This is a genomic window from Roseateles sp. P5_E4 (genome assembly GCF_054049255.1).
The window spans coordinates 241,931-256,855 of record NZ_JBFUMS010000006.1; the positions used below are offsets into that span (position 1 = coordinate 241,931).

General features: G+C 65.8%; 18 protein-coding genes. 9 read left to right on the forward strand and 9 right to left on the reverse strand.

The features are described from left to right. Positions 1-35 precede the first annotated feature (35 nt). Entirely contained in the window at positions 36-788 is a 753-nt protein-coding gene (locus tag ACXJLH_RS14045) for a substrate-binding periplasmic protein (RefSeq protein ID WP_056199216.1), read from the forward strand. 36 nt (positions 789-824) lie between these two features. Here the strand turns inward: ACXJLH_RS14045 and ACXJLH_RS14050 are convergent, their stop codons facing one another. From ACXJLH_RS14050 to ACXJLH_RS14090, 9 genes are all read right to left on the reverse strand, one after another. Next, positions 825-1,403, reverse strand: coding sequence for a hypothetical protein (locus ACXJLH_RS14050; RefSeq protein WP_056199218.1), 579 nt, complete (start codon positions 1,401-1,403; stop codon positions 825-827). A 154-nt stretch (positions 1,404-1,557) separates the two neighbouring features. Beyond that, positions 1,558-2,187, reverse strand: a complete 630-nt coding sequence (locus tag ACXJLH_RS14055) for a protein phosphatase CheZ (RefSeq protein ID WP_157255979.1) — start codon at positions 2,185-2,187, stop codon at positions 1,558-1,560. Between the two features lie 27 nt (positions 2,188-2,214). Then, positions 2,215-2,607 carry a chemotaxis response regulator CheY gene (gene cheY / locus ACXJLH_RS14060; RefSeq protein WP_056199225.1) on the reverse strand — a complete coding sequence of 131 codons (393 nt, stop codon included), beginning with the start codon at positions 2,605-2,607 and terminating at the stop codon, positions 2,215-2,217. Between the two features lie 55 nt (positions 2,608-2,662). After that, a complete protein-coding gene (gene motB / locus ACXJLH_RS14065; RefSeq protein ID WP_056199229.1) occupies positions 2,663-3,637 on the reverse strand; it encodes a flagellar motor protein MotB in 975 nt (324 codons plus the stop codon). 127 nt (positions 3,638-3,764) lie between these two features. After that, on the reverse strand, positions 3,765-4,622 hold the full coding sequence (gene motA, locus ACXJLH_RS14070) for a flagellar motor stator protein MotA (RefSeq protein WP_457444744.1): 858 nt from the start codon (positions 4,620-4,622) through the stop codon (positions 3,765-3,767). A gap of 89 nt (positions 4,623-4,711) precedes the next feature. After that, a complete protein-coding gene (locus ACXJLH_RS14075) occupies positions 4,712-5,464 on the reverse strand; it encodes a class I SAM-dependent methyltransferase (RefSeq protein WP_457444746.1) in 753 nt (250 codons plus the stop codon). 25 nt (positions 5,465-5,489) lie between these two features. Further along, positions 5,490-6,026: a flagellar transcriptional regulator FlhC gene (gene flhC / locus ACXJLH_RS14080; protein WP_056199239.1), complete on the reverse strand. Its 537-nt coding sequence runs from the start codon at positions 6,024-6,026 to the stop codon at positions 5,490-5,492. Between the two features lie 35 nt (positions 6,027-6,061). Then, entirely contained in the window at positions 6,062-6,382 is a 321-nt protein-coding gene (gene flhD, locus ACXJLH_RS14085; protein WP_056199242.1) for a flagellar transcriptional regulator FlhD, read from the reverse strand. Positions 6,383-6,605: 223 nt separating this feature from the next. Beyond that, positions 6,606-7,076: a tetratricopeptide repeat protein gene (locus ACXJLH_RS14090; RefSeq protein ID WP_457444748.1), complete on the reverse strand. Its 471-nt coding sequence runs from the start codon at positions 7,074-7,076 to the stop codon at positions 6,606-6,608. 443 nt (positions 7,077-7,519) lie between these two features. Here ACXJLH_RS14090 and ACXJLH_RS14095 point away from each other — a divergent pair, with 443 nt between their 5' ends. The 8 genes from ACXJLH_RS14095 (at position 7,520) to ACXJLH_RS14130 (ending at position 14,735) form a co-directional block, all read left to right on the forward strand. Continuing rightward, positions 7,520-8,431 carry a flagellin N-terminal helical domain-containing protein gene (locus ACXJLH_RS14095; protein ID WP_056199247.1) on the forward strand — a complete coding sequence of 304 codons (912 nt, stop codon included), beginning with the start codon at positions 7,520-7,522 and terminating at the stop codon, positions 8,429-8,431. Positions 8,432-8,722: 291 nt separating this feature from the next. Continuing rightward, a complete protein-coding gene (locus ACXJLH_RS14100; protein WP_056199250.1) occupies positions 8,723-9,640 on the forward strand; it encodes a flagellin N-terminal helical domain-containing protein in 918 nt (305 codons plus the stop codon). A 199-nt stretch (positions 9,641-9,839) separates the two neighbouring features. Further along, on the forward strand, positions 9,840-10,814 hold the full coding sequence (locus ACXJLH_RS14105) for a flagellin N-terminal helical domain-containing protein (protein ID WP_056199253.1): 975 nt from the start codon (positions 9,840-9,842) through the stop codon (positions 10,812-10,814). Between the two features lie 146 nt (positions 10,815-10,960). Then, a complete protein-coding gene (gene fliD, locus ACXJLH_RS14110; RefSeq protein WP_457392250.1) occupies positions 10,961-12,361 on the forward strand; it encodes a flagellar filament capping protein FliD in 1,401 nt (466 codons plus the stop codon). Between the two features lie 124 nt (positions 12,362-12,485). Then, positions 12,486-12,923, forward strand: a complete 438-nt coding sequence (gene fliS, locus ACXJLH_RS14115) for a flagellar export chaperone FliS (RefSeq protein ID WP_056199259.1) — start codon at positions 12,486-12,488, stop codon at positions 12,921-12,923. Between the two features lie 46 nt (positions 12,924-12,969). Beyond that, a complete protein-coding gene (locus tag ACXJLH_RS14120; RefSeq protein ID WP_056199261.1) occupies positions 12,970-13,269 on the forward strand; it encodes a flagellar protein FliT in 300 nt (99 codons plus the stop codon). Between the two features lie 168 nt (positions 13,270-13,437). Continuing rightward, positions 13,438-14,169 carry a flagellar brake protein gene (locus ACXJLH_RS14125; RefSeq protein ID WP_056199265.1) on the forward strand — a complete coding sequence of 244 codons (732 nt, stop codon included), beginning with the start codon at positions 13,438-13,440 and terminating at the stop codon, positions 14,167-14,169. Further along, positions 14,166-14,735: a pilus assembly FimT family protein gene (locus ACXJLH_RS14130; protein ID WP_268795266.1), complete on the forward strand. Its 570-nt coding sequence runs from the start codon at positions 14,166-14,168 to the stop codon at positions 14,733-14,735. The genes ACXJLH_RS14125 and ACXJLH_RS14130 overlap by 4 nt, the downstream gene beginning before the upstream one ends. Positions 14,736-14,925 lie beyond the last annotated feature (190 nt).

A 14,925-nucleotide genomic window follows, 5' to 3' on the forward strand; every position in this document is an offset into this window, starting at 1 on the left:
GGCGAGGCCGGCGCGGCTCACGCTAATCTCGGACCGTGCCCCGCTCTGCCCGCCTGCTCACGCTGTTGGCCGCGTCCTGCGCCGGCGCAGCCCTGGCCCAGGCGGAACCGTTGGCCATCGAGTACCGCGACAAGCCGCCCTACAGCTACACGGTGGACGGCAAGCCGGCCGGCTTCCTGATGGAGCGCACCGCCAAGCTGCTCAAGCGCGCCGGCATCGAGGCCCGTTATGCCGAGGTGCCGATCCGCCGCACGCTTCAGAATCTGCAGGCCAACCTGGCGGCGCTGTGTTCACCGGGCCTGTACAAGAACCCCGAGCGCGAGGCCTTTGCCCGCTTCTCCCTGCCCATCCACCGCGACCGGCCGCATGTCGTGCTGGCCCATGCCAGCGTCGCGGCACAGATCCGCGCCATCCCGCGCGTCGCCCAGCTTTTTGCCGATGCTTCGCTGCAACCCGGCGTTCTGGATGGTGTGTCTTACGGCCCGCAGCTGGACCAGTTCCTCGCCACGGCAGCCAAGCCGCCCTTGCGCGCCCAGCTGGCGCCACTGCAGCTGGCGCGCATGGTGGGAGTCCGCCGCGCCGACTACATGCTGATCGACGAGGAAGACCTGAACTGGCTGCGCAAGGACCCCGAATTCGCCCCCCTGCCCCTGGTGCGCATCGAGTTCGCCGACATGCCGCGCGGGGAACTTCGCTACCTGGCCTGCTCCCTGCAAGTCAAACCACAGACGCTGGACAAGCTCAATCAGGCCATCCGCGAGCTGCCGCCCGAAGCGCAGGCCGACTGAGGCGCCAAAGAGAAAAGCCGGGCGGCCCTGGCGCGTTCAGAAGCGCTGGCGGAACCCCAGCGTGATGGGCACGGCGTCGGTACGGGCGCCACTGGCATCGCTGGCGCGAAGATAGTCCCAGCTCAATTCCAGCGTCGCGGTTTCGGTGGTGCGCCAGCCGATGGAAAAGCCCAGCGTGGGCCGCACGTCATGCTTGGTGCTGCCGCCGGCAGAAGCATTGACGAAGGCGGCGCCGGCGCGCCAGGTGGCCTCGACATGCTGCCCCCACCGCACGGCCCAGGCGCCGCCCAGTACGGCAGCACGGAAATGTGCCGAGGTGGCCGGGCCGTAGAAGTCGGCGCCGAAATTTGCCTTGCCGAAGTCCACGTACCAAGCCTCGACGGCGGAGACGCCGAAGCGGTAGCCGGCGCCGACCTTGAGGGAGGTGGCACTGCCTTTGCGGCAGCGGCAGAGGATGAAGCCGGGTTCGGACTCATAGTGGGTGCCACCGACGGCAACGTCGCCGTACCAACCGATGCGCGAGTCCGGCGCACTGGATTGAGCCTGGGCCAGCGGTGATGCGACGGCCAGCATGGCGGCCGCCAGGGCGACAGCCCCCTGTTTGATTCGGATCATTTGACTTCCCTGATGTTGTTGATGCCCGCCCGTCTGCGGGCGCGGCGGCGTTTGTAGCAGAAGCCTGCCGCCCACCCAGCGAGCGGCATCACCCATTTCGGGACAAGAAAAAGCCCGCCGAACGGCGGGCTTGATGCGGGGAGCGCGAAGCGCTTCAGAAGCCGAGACTGGCCAGCAGATCGTCGACCTCGCCCTGGTTCGTGACGACGTCGGTACGACCCTCGGCGTTGACGACCGGGCCCTGCAGGATGGTCGGGTCGACCTTCTCGCGCTGCTCGGGCGGCACGACCTGCACCAGCAGCTTGACGAGGCTGTCTTCCAGGTCGTTGGCCAGCTTCACGACCTTGGCCACCACCTGGCCGGTCAGGTCATGGAAGTCCTGGGCCAGCATGATGTCCGTCAGATGGCCGTCAATGCTCGCGGTGCGGTTCTCGACATCCTTGACGAAGTTCATCACGGCGCCACTGGCAACGGCGCGCACCGGATCGGCAACGATGGCAGCAGCCAATTCCTTGGTCGCCCGGCTGATGCCGGCGTGCTCGCCCTTGGCCTGGTCGACGGAGTTCAGCACCTTTTCGGCGGCGGCGGCGGTCTTCTCCGCGATGTAGCTCAGGCGGCTGCGCGCATCGGGCAGGCCGTCGGTGGCCACCTGCAGCTTGGGCATGACGCCCAGGCGCTGCATGGTGTCGTGCAGCGTGCGCGTGATGGTGCCAAGTTGCTGAAAGACTTCGGGCGAGACGAGCAGCGGCTCCTGGGCCTTGCCCAACTGCTCCAGTTGATCCATCGACATGACAGTCCCCTTTTGGTGTTGTCAGGCCGCGGCGGCCAGCTTCTGCATGATCTTGAGGACTTTTTCTTCCAGCGTCGCCTTCGTAAAGGGCTTGACGATGTAGCCCGCAGCACCCGACTGGGCGGCCAGCACGATGTCTTCCTTGCGCGCCTCGGCGGTAACCATCAGCACGGGCAGGTGCTTGAGGTTGGGGTCTTCCTTGATGGCCTTCAGCAACTCGAAGCCCGTCATGTTGGGCATGTTGATGTCGCTGACGACGAAATCGAACTTGGCGCCCTTGAGCATGTTCAACGCCTCGACGCCGTCCTCGGCCTCTTCGCAGTTGTTGTAGCCAATCTCCTTGAGCAGGCCGCGCACGATGCGGCGCATGGTGGAGAAGTCGTCGACGACCAGGAATTTCATATCAGTGCTCATGGCGATCCTCTCTCGGGTGCAGGCGGTATTTCAGGGTCAGCACGCAGTCTAGTTTCTAGCGAGCCGGCGCCGACGATTGAGTTTGCGGCATTTTTCCGTTCTGCGGCACTTGCGTGGACTCGGTCTGCGCAGGCGCTGCGTCGGCTTCGGGCTCGTCGGGCACGTTCTTCAGCACGGCGTCTTCGGCGTCGCGGTTCATGACGATGATGCTGATGCGCCGGTTCAGCGCGCCGTTGGGGTCCTTGGCGTCGAGCAGCTTGCTGGCGGCCAGGCCTTGCACGCGCAGCATGCGCGCCTCCGACAGCCCGCCCGCGACGAGCTCACGGCGCGAGGCATTGGCGCGGTCGGCCGACAACTCCCAGTTGCTGTAGCCCTTGTCGCCGCCGGGGAAGGCCTGGGCGTCGGTATGCCCCTCCACCGTCAGGCGGTTGGGCACCTCGGTCAGCACGCTGCCGAGCTCGCGCAGCAGTTCACGCATATAGGGCTTCACGACGGCACTGCCACTGTCGAACATCGGCCGGTTGCCCTCGTCGACGATCTGGATGCGCAGGCCTTCCTTGGTCATGTCCAGGCGGATCTGACCGCCTAAAGCGGCGAGCTTGGGGTTCTCGGCCAGCACTTCCTCGACCTTGGTCTTGAGCTGCTCCAGCCGCGCCTTCTCGGCCTTGCGCTGTTCTTCCTTCAGCGCACGCAAGGTGTAGCTGGCGCGCTTGGCGGCGCTCTCGCCTTCCTTGACCTGGCCGGTCTCGCGCGTGAGGTCCTTGCCGCCGCCGCGGATGACGCTGGAGGAGTCCCCCGAGCCCGAGCCGCCCAGCATCGCCACCTTCAGGGGCGACTGGAAGAAGTCGGCAATGCCCTTCTTGTCGCCCTCGGTCGTGGAGCCGAGCAGCCACATCAGCAGGAAGAACGCCATCATGGCCGTGACGAAGTCGGCATACGCGATCTTCCACGCACCGCCATGCACCGCATGGCCGCCCTTCTTCACCTTTTTGATGATGATGGGCTGTAACTTCTTTGCGTCGCCAGCCATCAGACGGTCTCCGTGTTTCCGGCGCGCGAAGCGCCGCCGCCCTCAAGCGGCAGCCGTGGAACTGGCTTTGCCAGGCCACTGGGTGCGCCCCCCTGGGGGGGAGCGCCGAAGGCGCTTCGGGGGGGGGTCATTTCTTCTTGACGTGGCCTTCGAGTTCCGTGAACGACGGCCGGTCACCCGAGAACAGCACCTTGCGGCCGAATTCGATGGCCACCTGGGGCGCATAGCCCTGCATGCTGGCCAGCAGCGTCGTCTTGATGCACTGGAATTCCTTGCCGCCGTCCTCGACCTTTTGTTCCAGCAGGCCGGCCAGCGGCTCGGCGAAGCCGTAGGCCAGCAGGATGCCGAGGAATGTGCCGACCAGCGCCGAGCCGATCATGCCGCCCAGCACCGCCGGCGGCTGGCCGACCGAGCCCATGGTGTTCACGACGCCCAGCACGGCGGCCACGATGCCAAAGGCCGGCAGGCCGCCCGCCAGGCGCTGCAGCGCGGCCACGGCGGCGTGCTCCTCCTGGTGGTGGGTCTCGATCTCGCTGTCCATCAGCGACTCGATCTCATGGGCGTTCAGGTTGCCTGACACCATCATGCGCAGGTAGTCGGTGATGAATTCGGTGACATGGTGGTCGTTGCCCACCGTCGCGTACTTCTGGAACAGCGGGCTGTTGTGCGGGTCCTCGACGTCCTTTTCAATGGACATCAGGCCTTCCTTGCGCGCCTTCTGCAGGATGTCGTACATCAGCGCCAGCAGCTCCATGTAGCGGGCCTTGCTGTATTTGCTGCCCTTGAAGCAAAGCCCCAAGCCGGCGGCCGTCGCCTTGACGACCTTCATCTGGTTGTTGGCCAGGAAGGCGCCGATGGCCGCGCCGAAGATGGTGATCATCTCGAAGGGCAAGGCGTGCAGGATGACGCCGATGTTCCCGCCGTGAGCGATGAACACGCCGAAGATGCAGACCATGGAAATGGCCCAGCCGATGATGACGAACATGCGCGGTTGAGTTTGGGGTGTTCAGGCCATATCGGCCCGGAGCCGGGGGGCTTGAGCAAGTATGCCGCGCGTCAGTTGCGGCAGTACTTTCAATTGGGCCCCTTTGAGACGGCTTTCCCTACAGTTGCATACAACCATACGGGTTGCCCACCCGGCAGCTGCCAGCTGGCCACGGGCACCACATCGGGCACGGCAAAGTCCAGGCTGACCAGCCAGGATCCCGGCGCCTGCTCGGCGCAGGCCTTCGCCCAGACACGAGGCATGGACTCGGGCCGCTGGAAGACATAGACCAGGGCGAACGGCGCCCAGTCGTCGGCCCACAGGTCGCCCTGGCGCACCATGGCGCCGCGCACGCGCCAGCGCGCCAGCAAGGCCAGGGGCCGGCTCCATTCGACGCCCTCGACGCGGGCTTGTGGGTAGACGTGCAGCAATTCACGCAGGCCATCGCCGACACCGCAGCCGGCGTCCAGCACGCGCGCACCCGGCGACAGGGGCGCCAGTGCCGGCAAACGGGCCAGCGCGCCGCGGGGGGTCGGGAACAGGGGCGCCTCGGACCAGCTGCGGCGCGGGTAGAGCCACCACAGCAGCACCAGCGGCGCCAGCCACAGCAGGCCAGACGCGCCGCCCTGCCAGCCCAGGGCCAGCACGGAGGCCGGGAAGCCCAGGGCGACGATGAGGCGGCGCCAGCGCTCGCCATTCAGCCAACCCAAGGCTGCGGCGACGGCTGCACCCAGCGCCAAGGCCGGGCCGGGTGACAGGCCGGCAAAAAGCGCGGCCGCATAAATGAACCAGGCCGCCAGCCAGCTCAGCAGAGCGGGCAGCGGCCAGCGAGCAATCCACATACCCGAGAGGGTAGCGGAGTGTGAGTTAGTGCATCTGGATGGAACCCTGCGCGCGGCCCTTGCCAGCGCGTGCGGGCGGGTTGCACAGGCCGCAGACGAAATGGCGGGCGATCTCGTGCGGGTGGGTGACGAACTGGCCATTGCACTTGGCGCACTTGGTCAGGGTCAGCATGCCGTTGTCGACGAACTTGACCAGGCGCCAGGCACGCGTGACCGACAGCATGGCTTCCAGGCCCTGGGCCGTCGTCTGCTCCTGGTAGAGCTGGTAGGCCTTGATGACGGTGTCGATCTCGTCCATCTCCGCGGCCTTGTTCAGGTACTCGTGGATGTTCAGGAAGAGGCTGGCGTGGATGTTGGGCTGCCAAGTCATGAACCAGTCGGTCGAGAAGGGCAACTGGCCCTTGGACGGCGACTTGCCGCTCACTTCCTTATAGAGGCGCAGCAGACGCTCGTAGGACAGATCGGTTTCCGACTCCAGCACCTGCAGGCGGGCACCGAGGTGGATCAGCTGAACGGCACGGTCGATCTGCTTGGCTTCGGTGAGGATGCTTTTGACGCGCATGGTGTGGCTCCGGAATCAGTAAGGGCGGTTCTAGATCAGGCGTGCTCGTGGCGGCCGGCGATCAGGATGGAGGCGTGCAGGCGGCTGACGCTCTCGTTCGCACCGGGCTTGCTGTGGTTGGTCAGCAGGCCCCACACCAGGTCGTCACTCATGCGGAAGGCGCACAGCAGCGTGTTGCCGGAAGCGATCTTCATGATCTGCGCCGGGCTCAGCGTGCCAATCAGCGTGGCCGTGTCCTCGCTGATGCCCAGGCGGTACAGGGCCTGTTCGCGGTCGGCGCGGATCAGGCTCTGGGCCAGCATCAGGTAGGACAGGTTGGCTTCACGGATCTCGGCGAGCATTTGGTCGGTGTTCATGGCGGCTTCCGTCAGAGGTGATGGGGTGTTGCGGATCAGTGAAACGGATTGTGTTGACCCCTCTTCTTTCGCGATATCAGGCTGCGTCGGTGCGCCACGTCACCTTTTCTGGAAGCCCTTGTCAGCCAAATTCCTACAGCCGCGTCGGGCTTGCCGGCGCCCAAAAACCAAGGCCCCGGCAGCTCGCGCTGGCCGGGGCCTTGAAGGTGTGAAATTTGTCGCGTCAGCCGCGCTGCAAGCGGTGCAAGCGGTGCAATTCCATCATGGCGACCGGCATCAGTTCTGGCGACTCGGCGCGCAGGCTGTCAGCGCCGGGGCCCGACTGCAGCGCAGTCAGCACCTCGATCGCCCGCTTCTTCTCACCGCGGCCGGACAACGCAAAGCCCAGGGTGTACAGGCTGGGACCGTGATCGGGCTGGATCTTCAGCGCGCGCTCGGCACTGGCCGCGGCCTGGTCGTGGCGGCCGGCCACGAGCAGCAGCGCGCCCATGTCGGCCAGCAGCTCGTGGCTCATGGGTTCGTCGGCCAGGGCGTCCTGCAGGATGCCCAGGCCCTGGCCCAGATTGCCTCGGGCAGCCTCGGCAAAGGCAGCATTGCGGGCGCGGGCCAGCAGCATCAGGGGTTCTTCCGGCGGCGTGGCGGCGGCGGGAAGGTGAACAGCTTTTTGACGGGTCGAGGCGGACAAGGCGGGCATCGCAGGCTCCAGTCCGGCGTGCGGGTTCGGCCGGGATGGAGCGGACTTTAGGCAGGCCTCAGACGACCGATCCAACGAAAAGGCAGGCCCGAGCAGGCCAAAAAATCTTCATCCGGCTGATCCGATGAACAAGGCTTTGCAGATGCCTCTGTTCAAAAGATCACGCCCCTTGACAAAAGCGACTCAAGAAACGTGTCGGCCCGTCCGATAGCCATTGCAACGGCGCCGGCAACGGTTCCGTGGTCCGGCTGGAAAGCCGAGGCGATGTCCAAAGCTCAGGCGGCGGACGAGCTTCAACGGTTGACTGGCGTCGGGCGTAGCCACAAGGGCTTGCCTATTAGTTAGTAAGGCGAGTCTGCGTGGGCAGCACGGGTGCCTCACCCGGGCACTCGGGTCTTCGCCGGCGCTTTGCCGGGTCATCTCTAGCTAAAAGGAAGCGCATCATGCCCGCAGTTATCAATACCAACCTGCTGTCGCTCAACGCGCAGCGCAATGCCAGCTCCGCACAAAGCTCGCTGGCCACCTCCATGCAACGTCTGTCGTCCGGCCTGCGGGTGAACTCCGCACGTGACGACGCCGCCGGCCTGGCCATCGCGGAACGCATGAATTCCCAGGTCAAGGGAATGAATGTCGCCATCCGTAACGCCAACGACGGTATTTCGCTGTCGCAGACGGCTGAAGGCGCCCTGGGCAAAGTCAACGACATGCTGCAGCGCATGCGTGAACTGGCCGTGCAGTCCGCCAACGGTACCAACAACACCGACGACCGCACCGCGCTGAACAACGAGTTCACGCAGTTGCAGAGCGAAATCACCCGCCTGAGCACCAACACGACCTTCAACGGCCAGGCGGTGCTGACCAACACGACGTCGTTCAACTTCCAGGTCGGTGCCAACGCGACGGCCAACGACACCATCACCATCAGCGGCCAGAACATGCTGGGCACCACCACGGCAGTCGGCAAGAACGACGGCGCCCTGGCTGAAGTGGCCAACACGACCAACACCGACATCTCGAACGTGGGCGCGGCCGGCACCGGCGCGACCTTCGATGCCTACACCGGCACCGGCACCAAGGGCGCCCTGGATTCGATCGCCAAGATCGACCAGGCCATCGCCCAGGTCAACGTGGCCCGTTCGACCTTCGGCGCCGCCCAAAACCGCTTCGACGCCGTGATCGAAAGCCTGGGCACCGCGGTCGAAAACCAGTCCGCCGCCCGCAGCCGCATCATGGATGCCGACTACGCCATGGAAACCGCCAACCTGAGCCGCGCGCAGATCCTGCAGCAGGCGGGTACGGCCATGATTGCCCAAGCCAACCAGCAACCGCAGCAAGTGCTGTCGCTTCTTCGATGATCCTGGGCCAGCCTCGACGCTGGCCCTGAGCTCCGACGCGACAGCCGTCGTCGTCGACCCCCGAGGGCAAAGCCCGCCAGCTCAAGCACCTTAAAAGGCCGCCAATCACCCCGCAATTCGCGAGATTGAGCGGCCCGTTTTACAAAGGATCACTCTCAAGCGTTCCCCCGACCGGTCCGATAACGGTTTCAACGGGTCCCAGCTCGTCAGCCCAAGCAACAGGCCACAAGGCCCCATGCGCCGGCTGCCCAGGGCTCGGATTCAACCTATTGGCACTGAAAGGAACGCGCCATGTCCGCAATCATCAACACCAACCTCGCCTCGCTGAACGCTCAGCGCAACACGTCCGCCTCGCAGGGCTCGCTGATGGTCAGCATGCAGCGCCTCTCGTCGGGCCTGCGTGTCAACTCGGCCAAGGACGACGCCGCTGGCCTGGCCATCGCCGAACGCATGAACACCCAGGTGCGCGGCATGAGCGTGGCCATCCGCAACGCCAACGATGGCATCTCCTTTGCGCAGACCGCTGAAGGCGCGCTGGGCAAGATCGGCGACATGCTGCAGCGCATGCGTGAACTGGCCGTTCAATCAGCCAACGGCACGAACAACATCGACGACCGCACTGCGCTGAACAATGAATTCTCGCTGCTGCAGTCCGAAATCACGCGCCTGTCAAGCAACACCAACTTCAACGGCAACTCCATCCTGACGGGCTCCGCAGCCACCACCTTCCAGGTGGGCGCCAACGCGACGGCCAACGACACCATCACGATCACCGGTGCCGACATCCTGAATGCCGCCACCGCTGCCAGCACCAACCAGGGCGCCCTGGCCGAGGTCACCAACACGACCAACACCGACATCCTGCTGGTCGGCGCGGCCGGTACCGGCGCCACCTTCGATCTCTACACCGGCACAGGCACCAAAGGTGCGCTGGACTCGGTCGCCAAGATCGACCAGGCGCTGTCCCAGGTGAACACGGCCCGCTCCACCTTCGGTGCCGCCCAGAACCGCTTCGACGCCGTCATCTCCAGCCTGCAGGTGTCGGTGGAAAGCCAGTCGGCCGCGCGCAGCCGCATCATGGACGCTGACTACGCCAGCGAAACCGCCAATCTGAGCCGTGCGCAGATCCTGCAGCAGGCCGGCACGGCGATGATCTCGCAGGCCAACCAACTGCCCCAGCAGGTGCTGACGCTGCTGCGCGGCGGCTGATAGAAGCAAGGCCGCCGGCGGTGGGGCACCGCCGGCACGGGCTTGAGAAGCGTTGAACAACGCTTCCTTAATAGCCGTGGTTTTGACCGTTGTTCGCAGGTTTGACCTGCGCAGGGCACCAACACAATTCACTCCATCGCGTCGCTGACTTCTGCGGCGCGGACACCGGAATCAACCGGGCTGTTGCAGGAGTGCTTAAATGCCCCAGACGATCAATACCAACATCGCATCGATGAACGCGCAGCGGAACCTGAACAGTTCCCAAGGGCTGCTGGCGGTGTCGATGCAGCGCCTGTCTTCTGGCATGCGTGTGAATTCCGCCAAGGACGACGCCGCCGGTCTGGCGATCGCCGAACGGATGAACACCCAGGTCCGTGGCATGTCGGTCGCCATGCGCAATGCCAATGACGGCATCTCGCTGGCGCAGACGGCTGAAGGCTCGCTCGGCAAGGTTGGCGACATGCTGCAACGCATGCGTGAACTGGCCGTGCAGGCCGCCAACGGCACCAACAACGTGCAGGACCGCGCGGCGCTGAACAACGAGTTCACGCAGTTGCAGACCGAAGTGGGGCGGCTGATCCGCAATACCAACTTCAACGGTTCGCAGATCCTGACCGGCGCGGCGACCTCGTTCACGTTCCAGGTCGGCGCCAACGCCACGGTGGATGACCAGATCGTCATCACCCAAAGCGACATCCTGACGACGACCCTGGGAACCAGCGGCACGCCCAACGGCAACGACGGCGCCCTGGAAGCTGCCATCAACAGCACCAAGATCAACATTCTTGGCGCCTCCGGCAGCGGTACAGGGGGCGTACCGCCGACCGCGGCGGTGGATTTCTCCGCCGCTGGCGCGCCGCCCGCCCTGACGGGCGCCAACGGCGACGAAGGTGACCCGTCGGTGGCCGTCCAGTTCCTGGACTTCGCCCTCGCCCAGGTCAATCTGGCCCGCTCCACCTACGGTGCGACGCAGAACCGCTTCGACTCGGTGATCGCCAACCTGCAGGTCGCCGTCGAGAACCAGACCGCAGCCCGCTCGCGCATCATGGATGCCGACTACGCCCAGGAAACGTCCAACATGTCGCGGGCACAGATCCTGCAACAGGCTGGCAACGCCATGGTCGCTCAGGCCAACCAGCTGCCGCAGCAGGTGCTGCAACTGCTCAAGGGCTGAGTCGCCCGCCGCACCCAAAAACGCCGGGATCCGCGTGTCGGAAGTCCCGGCGTTGTCATTTCAGCGCCGGCCCCGCGAAAGTTTTCCTAAAGTTCGCCACCGGCATGCCGAAGGCGTTACGGAACGGGTCTTAACAGGAAAGGGCTATGGCCACCATCTCATCGCTCGGTATCGGCAGTGGTCTTGATGTCGAGAGCCTGGTCAGCAAGCTGATGTCGATCGAGCAGCAGCCGATCAACAACATCAAGCAGGCTTCTGCCAGGCTTCAGACCAAGATCTCCGCTTACGGCCAGCTGCAGTCGGCCGTATCCAGCATGCAGACGGCCGCTCAGAAGCTGTCCGACGCCAGCCTGTGGAACGCTTCCACGGTCAGCGTGTCGGACAGCTCGGTCGCCACCGTCAGCGCCAGCAGCGCGGGCAGCCAGAACCATCTGCTCAAGGTCAGCCAGCTGGCCTCGGCCCAGTCTGTGGCCAGCCGCATCTTCACTGGTGGCAGCGAAACCCTGGGTGACGGCACCCTGACCATCGCCCTGGGCCGTTGGGCCGGTGACCCGCCGGTCTTCACCGCCGGCAGCGGCACGCCCGCCGCCATCACCGTCAGTGCGACCGACACGCTGTCCAGCATCCGCGACAAGATCAACGCCGCCAATGTCGGTGTCAACGCCAGCCTGGTGAACGACGCGGCCGGCACGCGCCTGGTCATCCGGTCGCTGAGCACCGGCGAGAACCAGGCCTTCCAGATCACGAGCCCCGATGCCGCCCTGGCCGACCTGACCTACGATCCCGGCAGCGGCGCAGGCATGGCCCAGACCCAGGCCGCCAGCAATGCCCAGTTCAACTGGGACGGGCTGGACCTGACCTCCGAAAGCAACACGCTGACCGGCATCACCGACGGCATGAGCGTGACCCTGCTCAAGACGACGGCCAGCGCCATCAGCATCGGCACCAGCAACGACACGACCAGCATCAAGAAGGCGATCACGGATTTCGCAGACTCCTACAACAAGCTGCTCAACCTGATGCGCGACCAGACCAAGTACGACGCCGGCACCAAGACCGCCGGTGTGCTTCAGGGCGACAGCAAGGCAGTTTCCGTGCAACAGATGCTGCGCGGCATCACCGGCGGCAGCACGACACTCGCCGGCGCCTTCGGCCGCCTGGCCGACATCGGCCTGGAACCCGGCCAGAACGGCACGCTGACGGTCAACTCGACGAAGCTCGACAAGGCGCTGACCAATCTCACGGACTTGAAGAAGCTGTTCGCCGCGCCGGACGCCGCCACGCCGCGCAACCGGGGCTTCGCTCTGCAATGGAACACCTTTGCCACCCAGATCCTGGGCACGGACGGCGCCATCACCAACGGCCAGAGCAGCCTGCAAAAGCGCATCGCCAGCAACGACGCCACGATCGACCACATGCAGGACTCGCTGACATTGACCGAAAAGCGCCTGCGCGCGCAGTACAGCGCGCTGGACACCAAGATGAGCCAGCTCAGCGCGCTGTCGTCCTATGTCAACAAGCAGTTCGGCAGCACCTCGTCGAGCTGAGCCCGTGAAGAATTGCAAACAAGGCGCCTTAGGGCGCCTTTTTCATGCCGCCAGCGGGGGTTGGTCGCCTCAAGTTCCCCGGCCGGGCGCCGAAATTTGAAGGTATCCAGCCCAGAGAGCCCCCATGTACGGATCCTCCTCCCCGTTTGCTTCCCGAGCTCACCGCGCCGGCTCCGCCTACGGCAAGGTCGGCGTCGAGACCGATGTCCTCAGCGCCAGCCCGCACCGCCTCGTCGCCCTGCTGTTCGACGGCGTCATGGAAGGCATGAACATGGCCCTGGCCGCGATCCAGGCAGGCAACACGCCGGTCAAGAACAACTCACTGTGCCGCTGTGTGCGCATCCTGGACGAAGGTCTCAAGGCTGCCCTCAACCTCGAATCCACCCCGCTGGCCCACGACCTGCGCGACCTTTACGCGTATCTGTGCATGCGGCTGACCCAAGCCAACCTGCACAGCGACGTCGCTGCCATCGAGGAGTGCAAGCGTCTGCTGGCGCCAGTACGTGACGCCTGGCAAGCCATCGCCGACAACCCCGCAGTGCGCCCGCCCAGGGCCGCCTGATCCGCCCATTCCGCCCCGCCCTGCTCACGCTTTCCGGTACGCCCCCATGAATTCCGAACTGCTCAACTATTACGAGGCCATCGAACAAGCCAGCGCCGACATGCTGTCAGCTGCCCGCACCGGCAACTGGGATGAAGTCGTCAAGCTCGAAGGTGCCTGCGTGCTGCTGATCTCGCAGCTCAAGTCCGCCGCCAACCAATCCCAGCTGGCCCCGAGTGAATCGGCGCTGAAGACCCGCATCATGCAGCGCATCCTGCTCAATGACGCCGAGATCCGCCATCTGGCCGAACCCTGGCTGGAAGACCTGGATCATGTGATGAAGGGCAAGAGCAGGATGGTGCATTGAGCCCCTCGTCCGGTCTCGCCCTGCTGAACGCGGGCGAGTCCAGCCGGTCCCCCGAGGGGACGGCGATGCTTGCGGCGTCGAGCCGCAAGCACATCGCCCAAGGCGGGCCGGCTAGGGGCGGCCCGGCGCTCGGCCCGCAAAACCAACCCGCGCAGCTACCATCCTGGCATGAGCGCTCTTGAACCCACCTCCGAGGAACTGCGCGTCGCCTCCACTGCCGAGATCGCGGCGTATCTGCAGCAACTGCAGCGCGAGAATTCCGGCGTGCTGCTGAGCGGCCCCCAGGGCCAGAGCCTGTCCAGCCGCATCGTCGCGCTGGACGCCGACGCCGACCTCATCGGCCTGGAGATCGGCACCGATCCCGACGGCATCAGCCAGGCCCTGGTGGCCGAGGGCGAGATCACCGCCGTCGCCTACCTCGGCGCCATCAAGCTGCAATTCGAACTCGAGGGCCCCGTCCTCGTCAGCGGCGAACAGGGCACGGTGCTGCGCAGCGCGCTGCCCGCCCGCCTGTACCGCTTCCAGCGCCGTCAGTCCTTCCGCGTGCAACCGGCCGGCAGTGCCTATCCGCGCATCGTGCTGCCTGGCGCCGAGCAACCCGGCCGCGCACTGCGCGTGCTGGACCTCAGCATCGGCGGCCTCGCGCTGGCCCTGCCGCCCGATTTCAGCCCCCTGCCCGTGGGCGAGGTCAGCGACGGCCTGGTGCTCGAGCTGGATCGCATCAGCGCCCTGCGCGTCACCCTGCTGCCCCACCATGTCAGCCCCATCGCCGGCGATACGAGCGGCATGCAGCAGCTGGGATGCTCCTTCGTCGACCTCGATGCCAACGCCGGCCGCTCGCTGCAGGTCTATGTGGACCAGACGCAAAAGCGCCGTCGCCTGCTGAAGCTGGATCCATGAACGCGGCCGGCGGACGGGCTGAGCGCAGGGCCGCTCCCAAGCCAGCCCGCGTTCCCTCGGGGGACCGGTGCGCGTACTCGCGCGCCGAGGGGCAAGGTTTCACGCTTCTCGAGGTGGTTTTCGTGCTGGCCGTGCTGGGCATCATCCTGTCGGCGGCCGTGCCCAGCTACGCGAGTTATCTGGCCCGCCAGCGCCTGCGCCACGTGGCCGAGATGCTGGAGCAGGACCTGCGCCGCGCCCGCGGCCTGAGCGTGGACGAGGGCCGCAACATCTATGTCAGCTTCAGCAGTGGCGCGCAATGGTGCTGGGGCACCAGCCGCACCGCGCCCTGCGACTGCGCCACAGGCGTGCCGCGCTGCGAGCTCGGCGCCATCAACTCCCGCGAGCACAAAGGCACGCTGCTGCAGTCTGGCCAGAGCGTCACCTTCCAGGCCGGCATGGGCCGGGCGCTGGAATGGACGCGCATCGGCATCTCCAACGACCGCAACCAGCAGCTGTATCTGGACTTGAACCCGTTGGGCCGGCCAGCGATCTGCGGAGCAGACGCACGAAAAGGCGCTTGCTGAGTGGTGCCCCTCGCCCAGCCTTGCCGCGCTGGACGCGGGCAAGTCTGGTCGGGACCGCGCTGCGGCTAAGGCCGCAACGCTTCGGCAGGCACATGCCGCCCACTGGGCGCCATGTGTCCGGCCTCAGCCCCGAAGGGACGGCGATGCTTGCGGCATTGAGCCACAAGCACATCGCCAAGCCGGGCCGGCT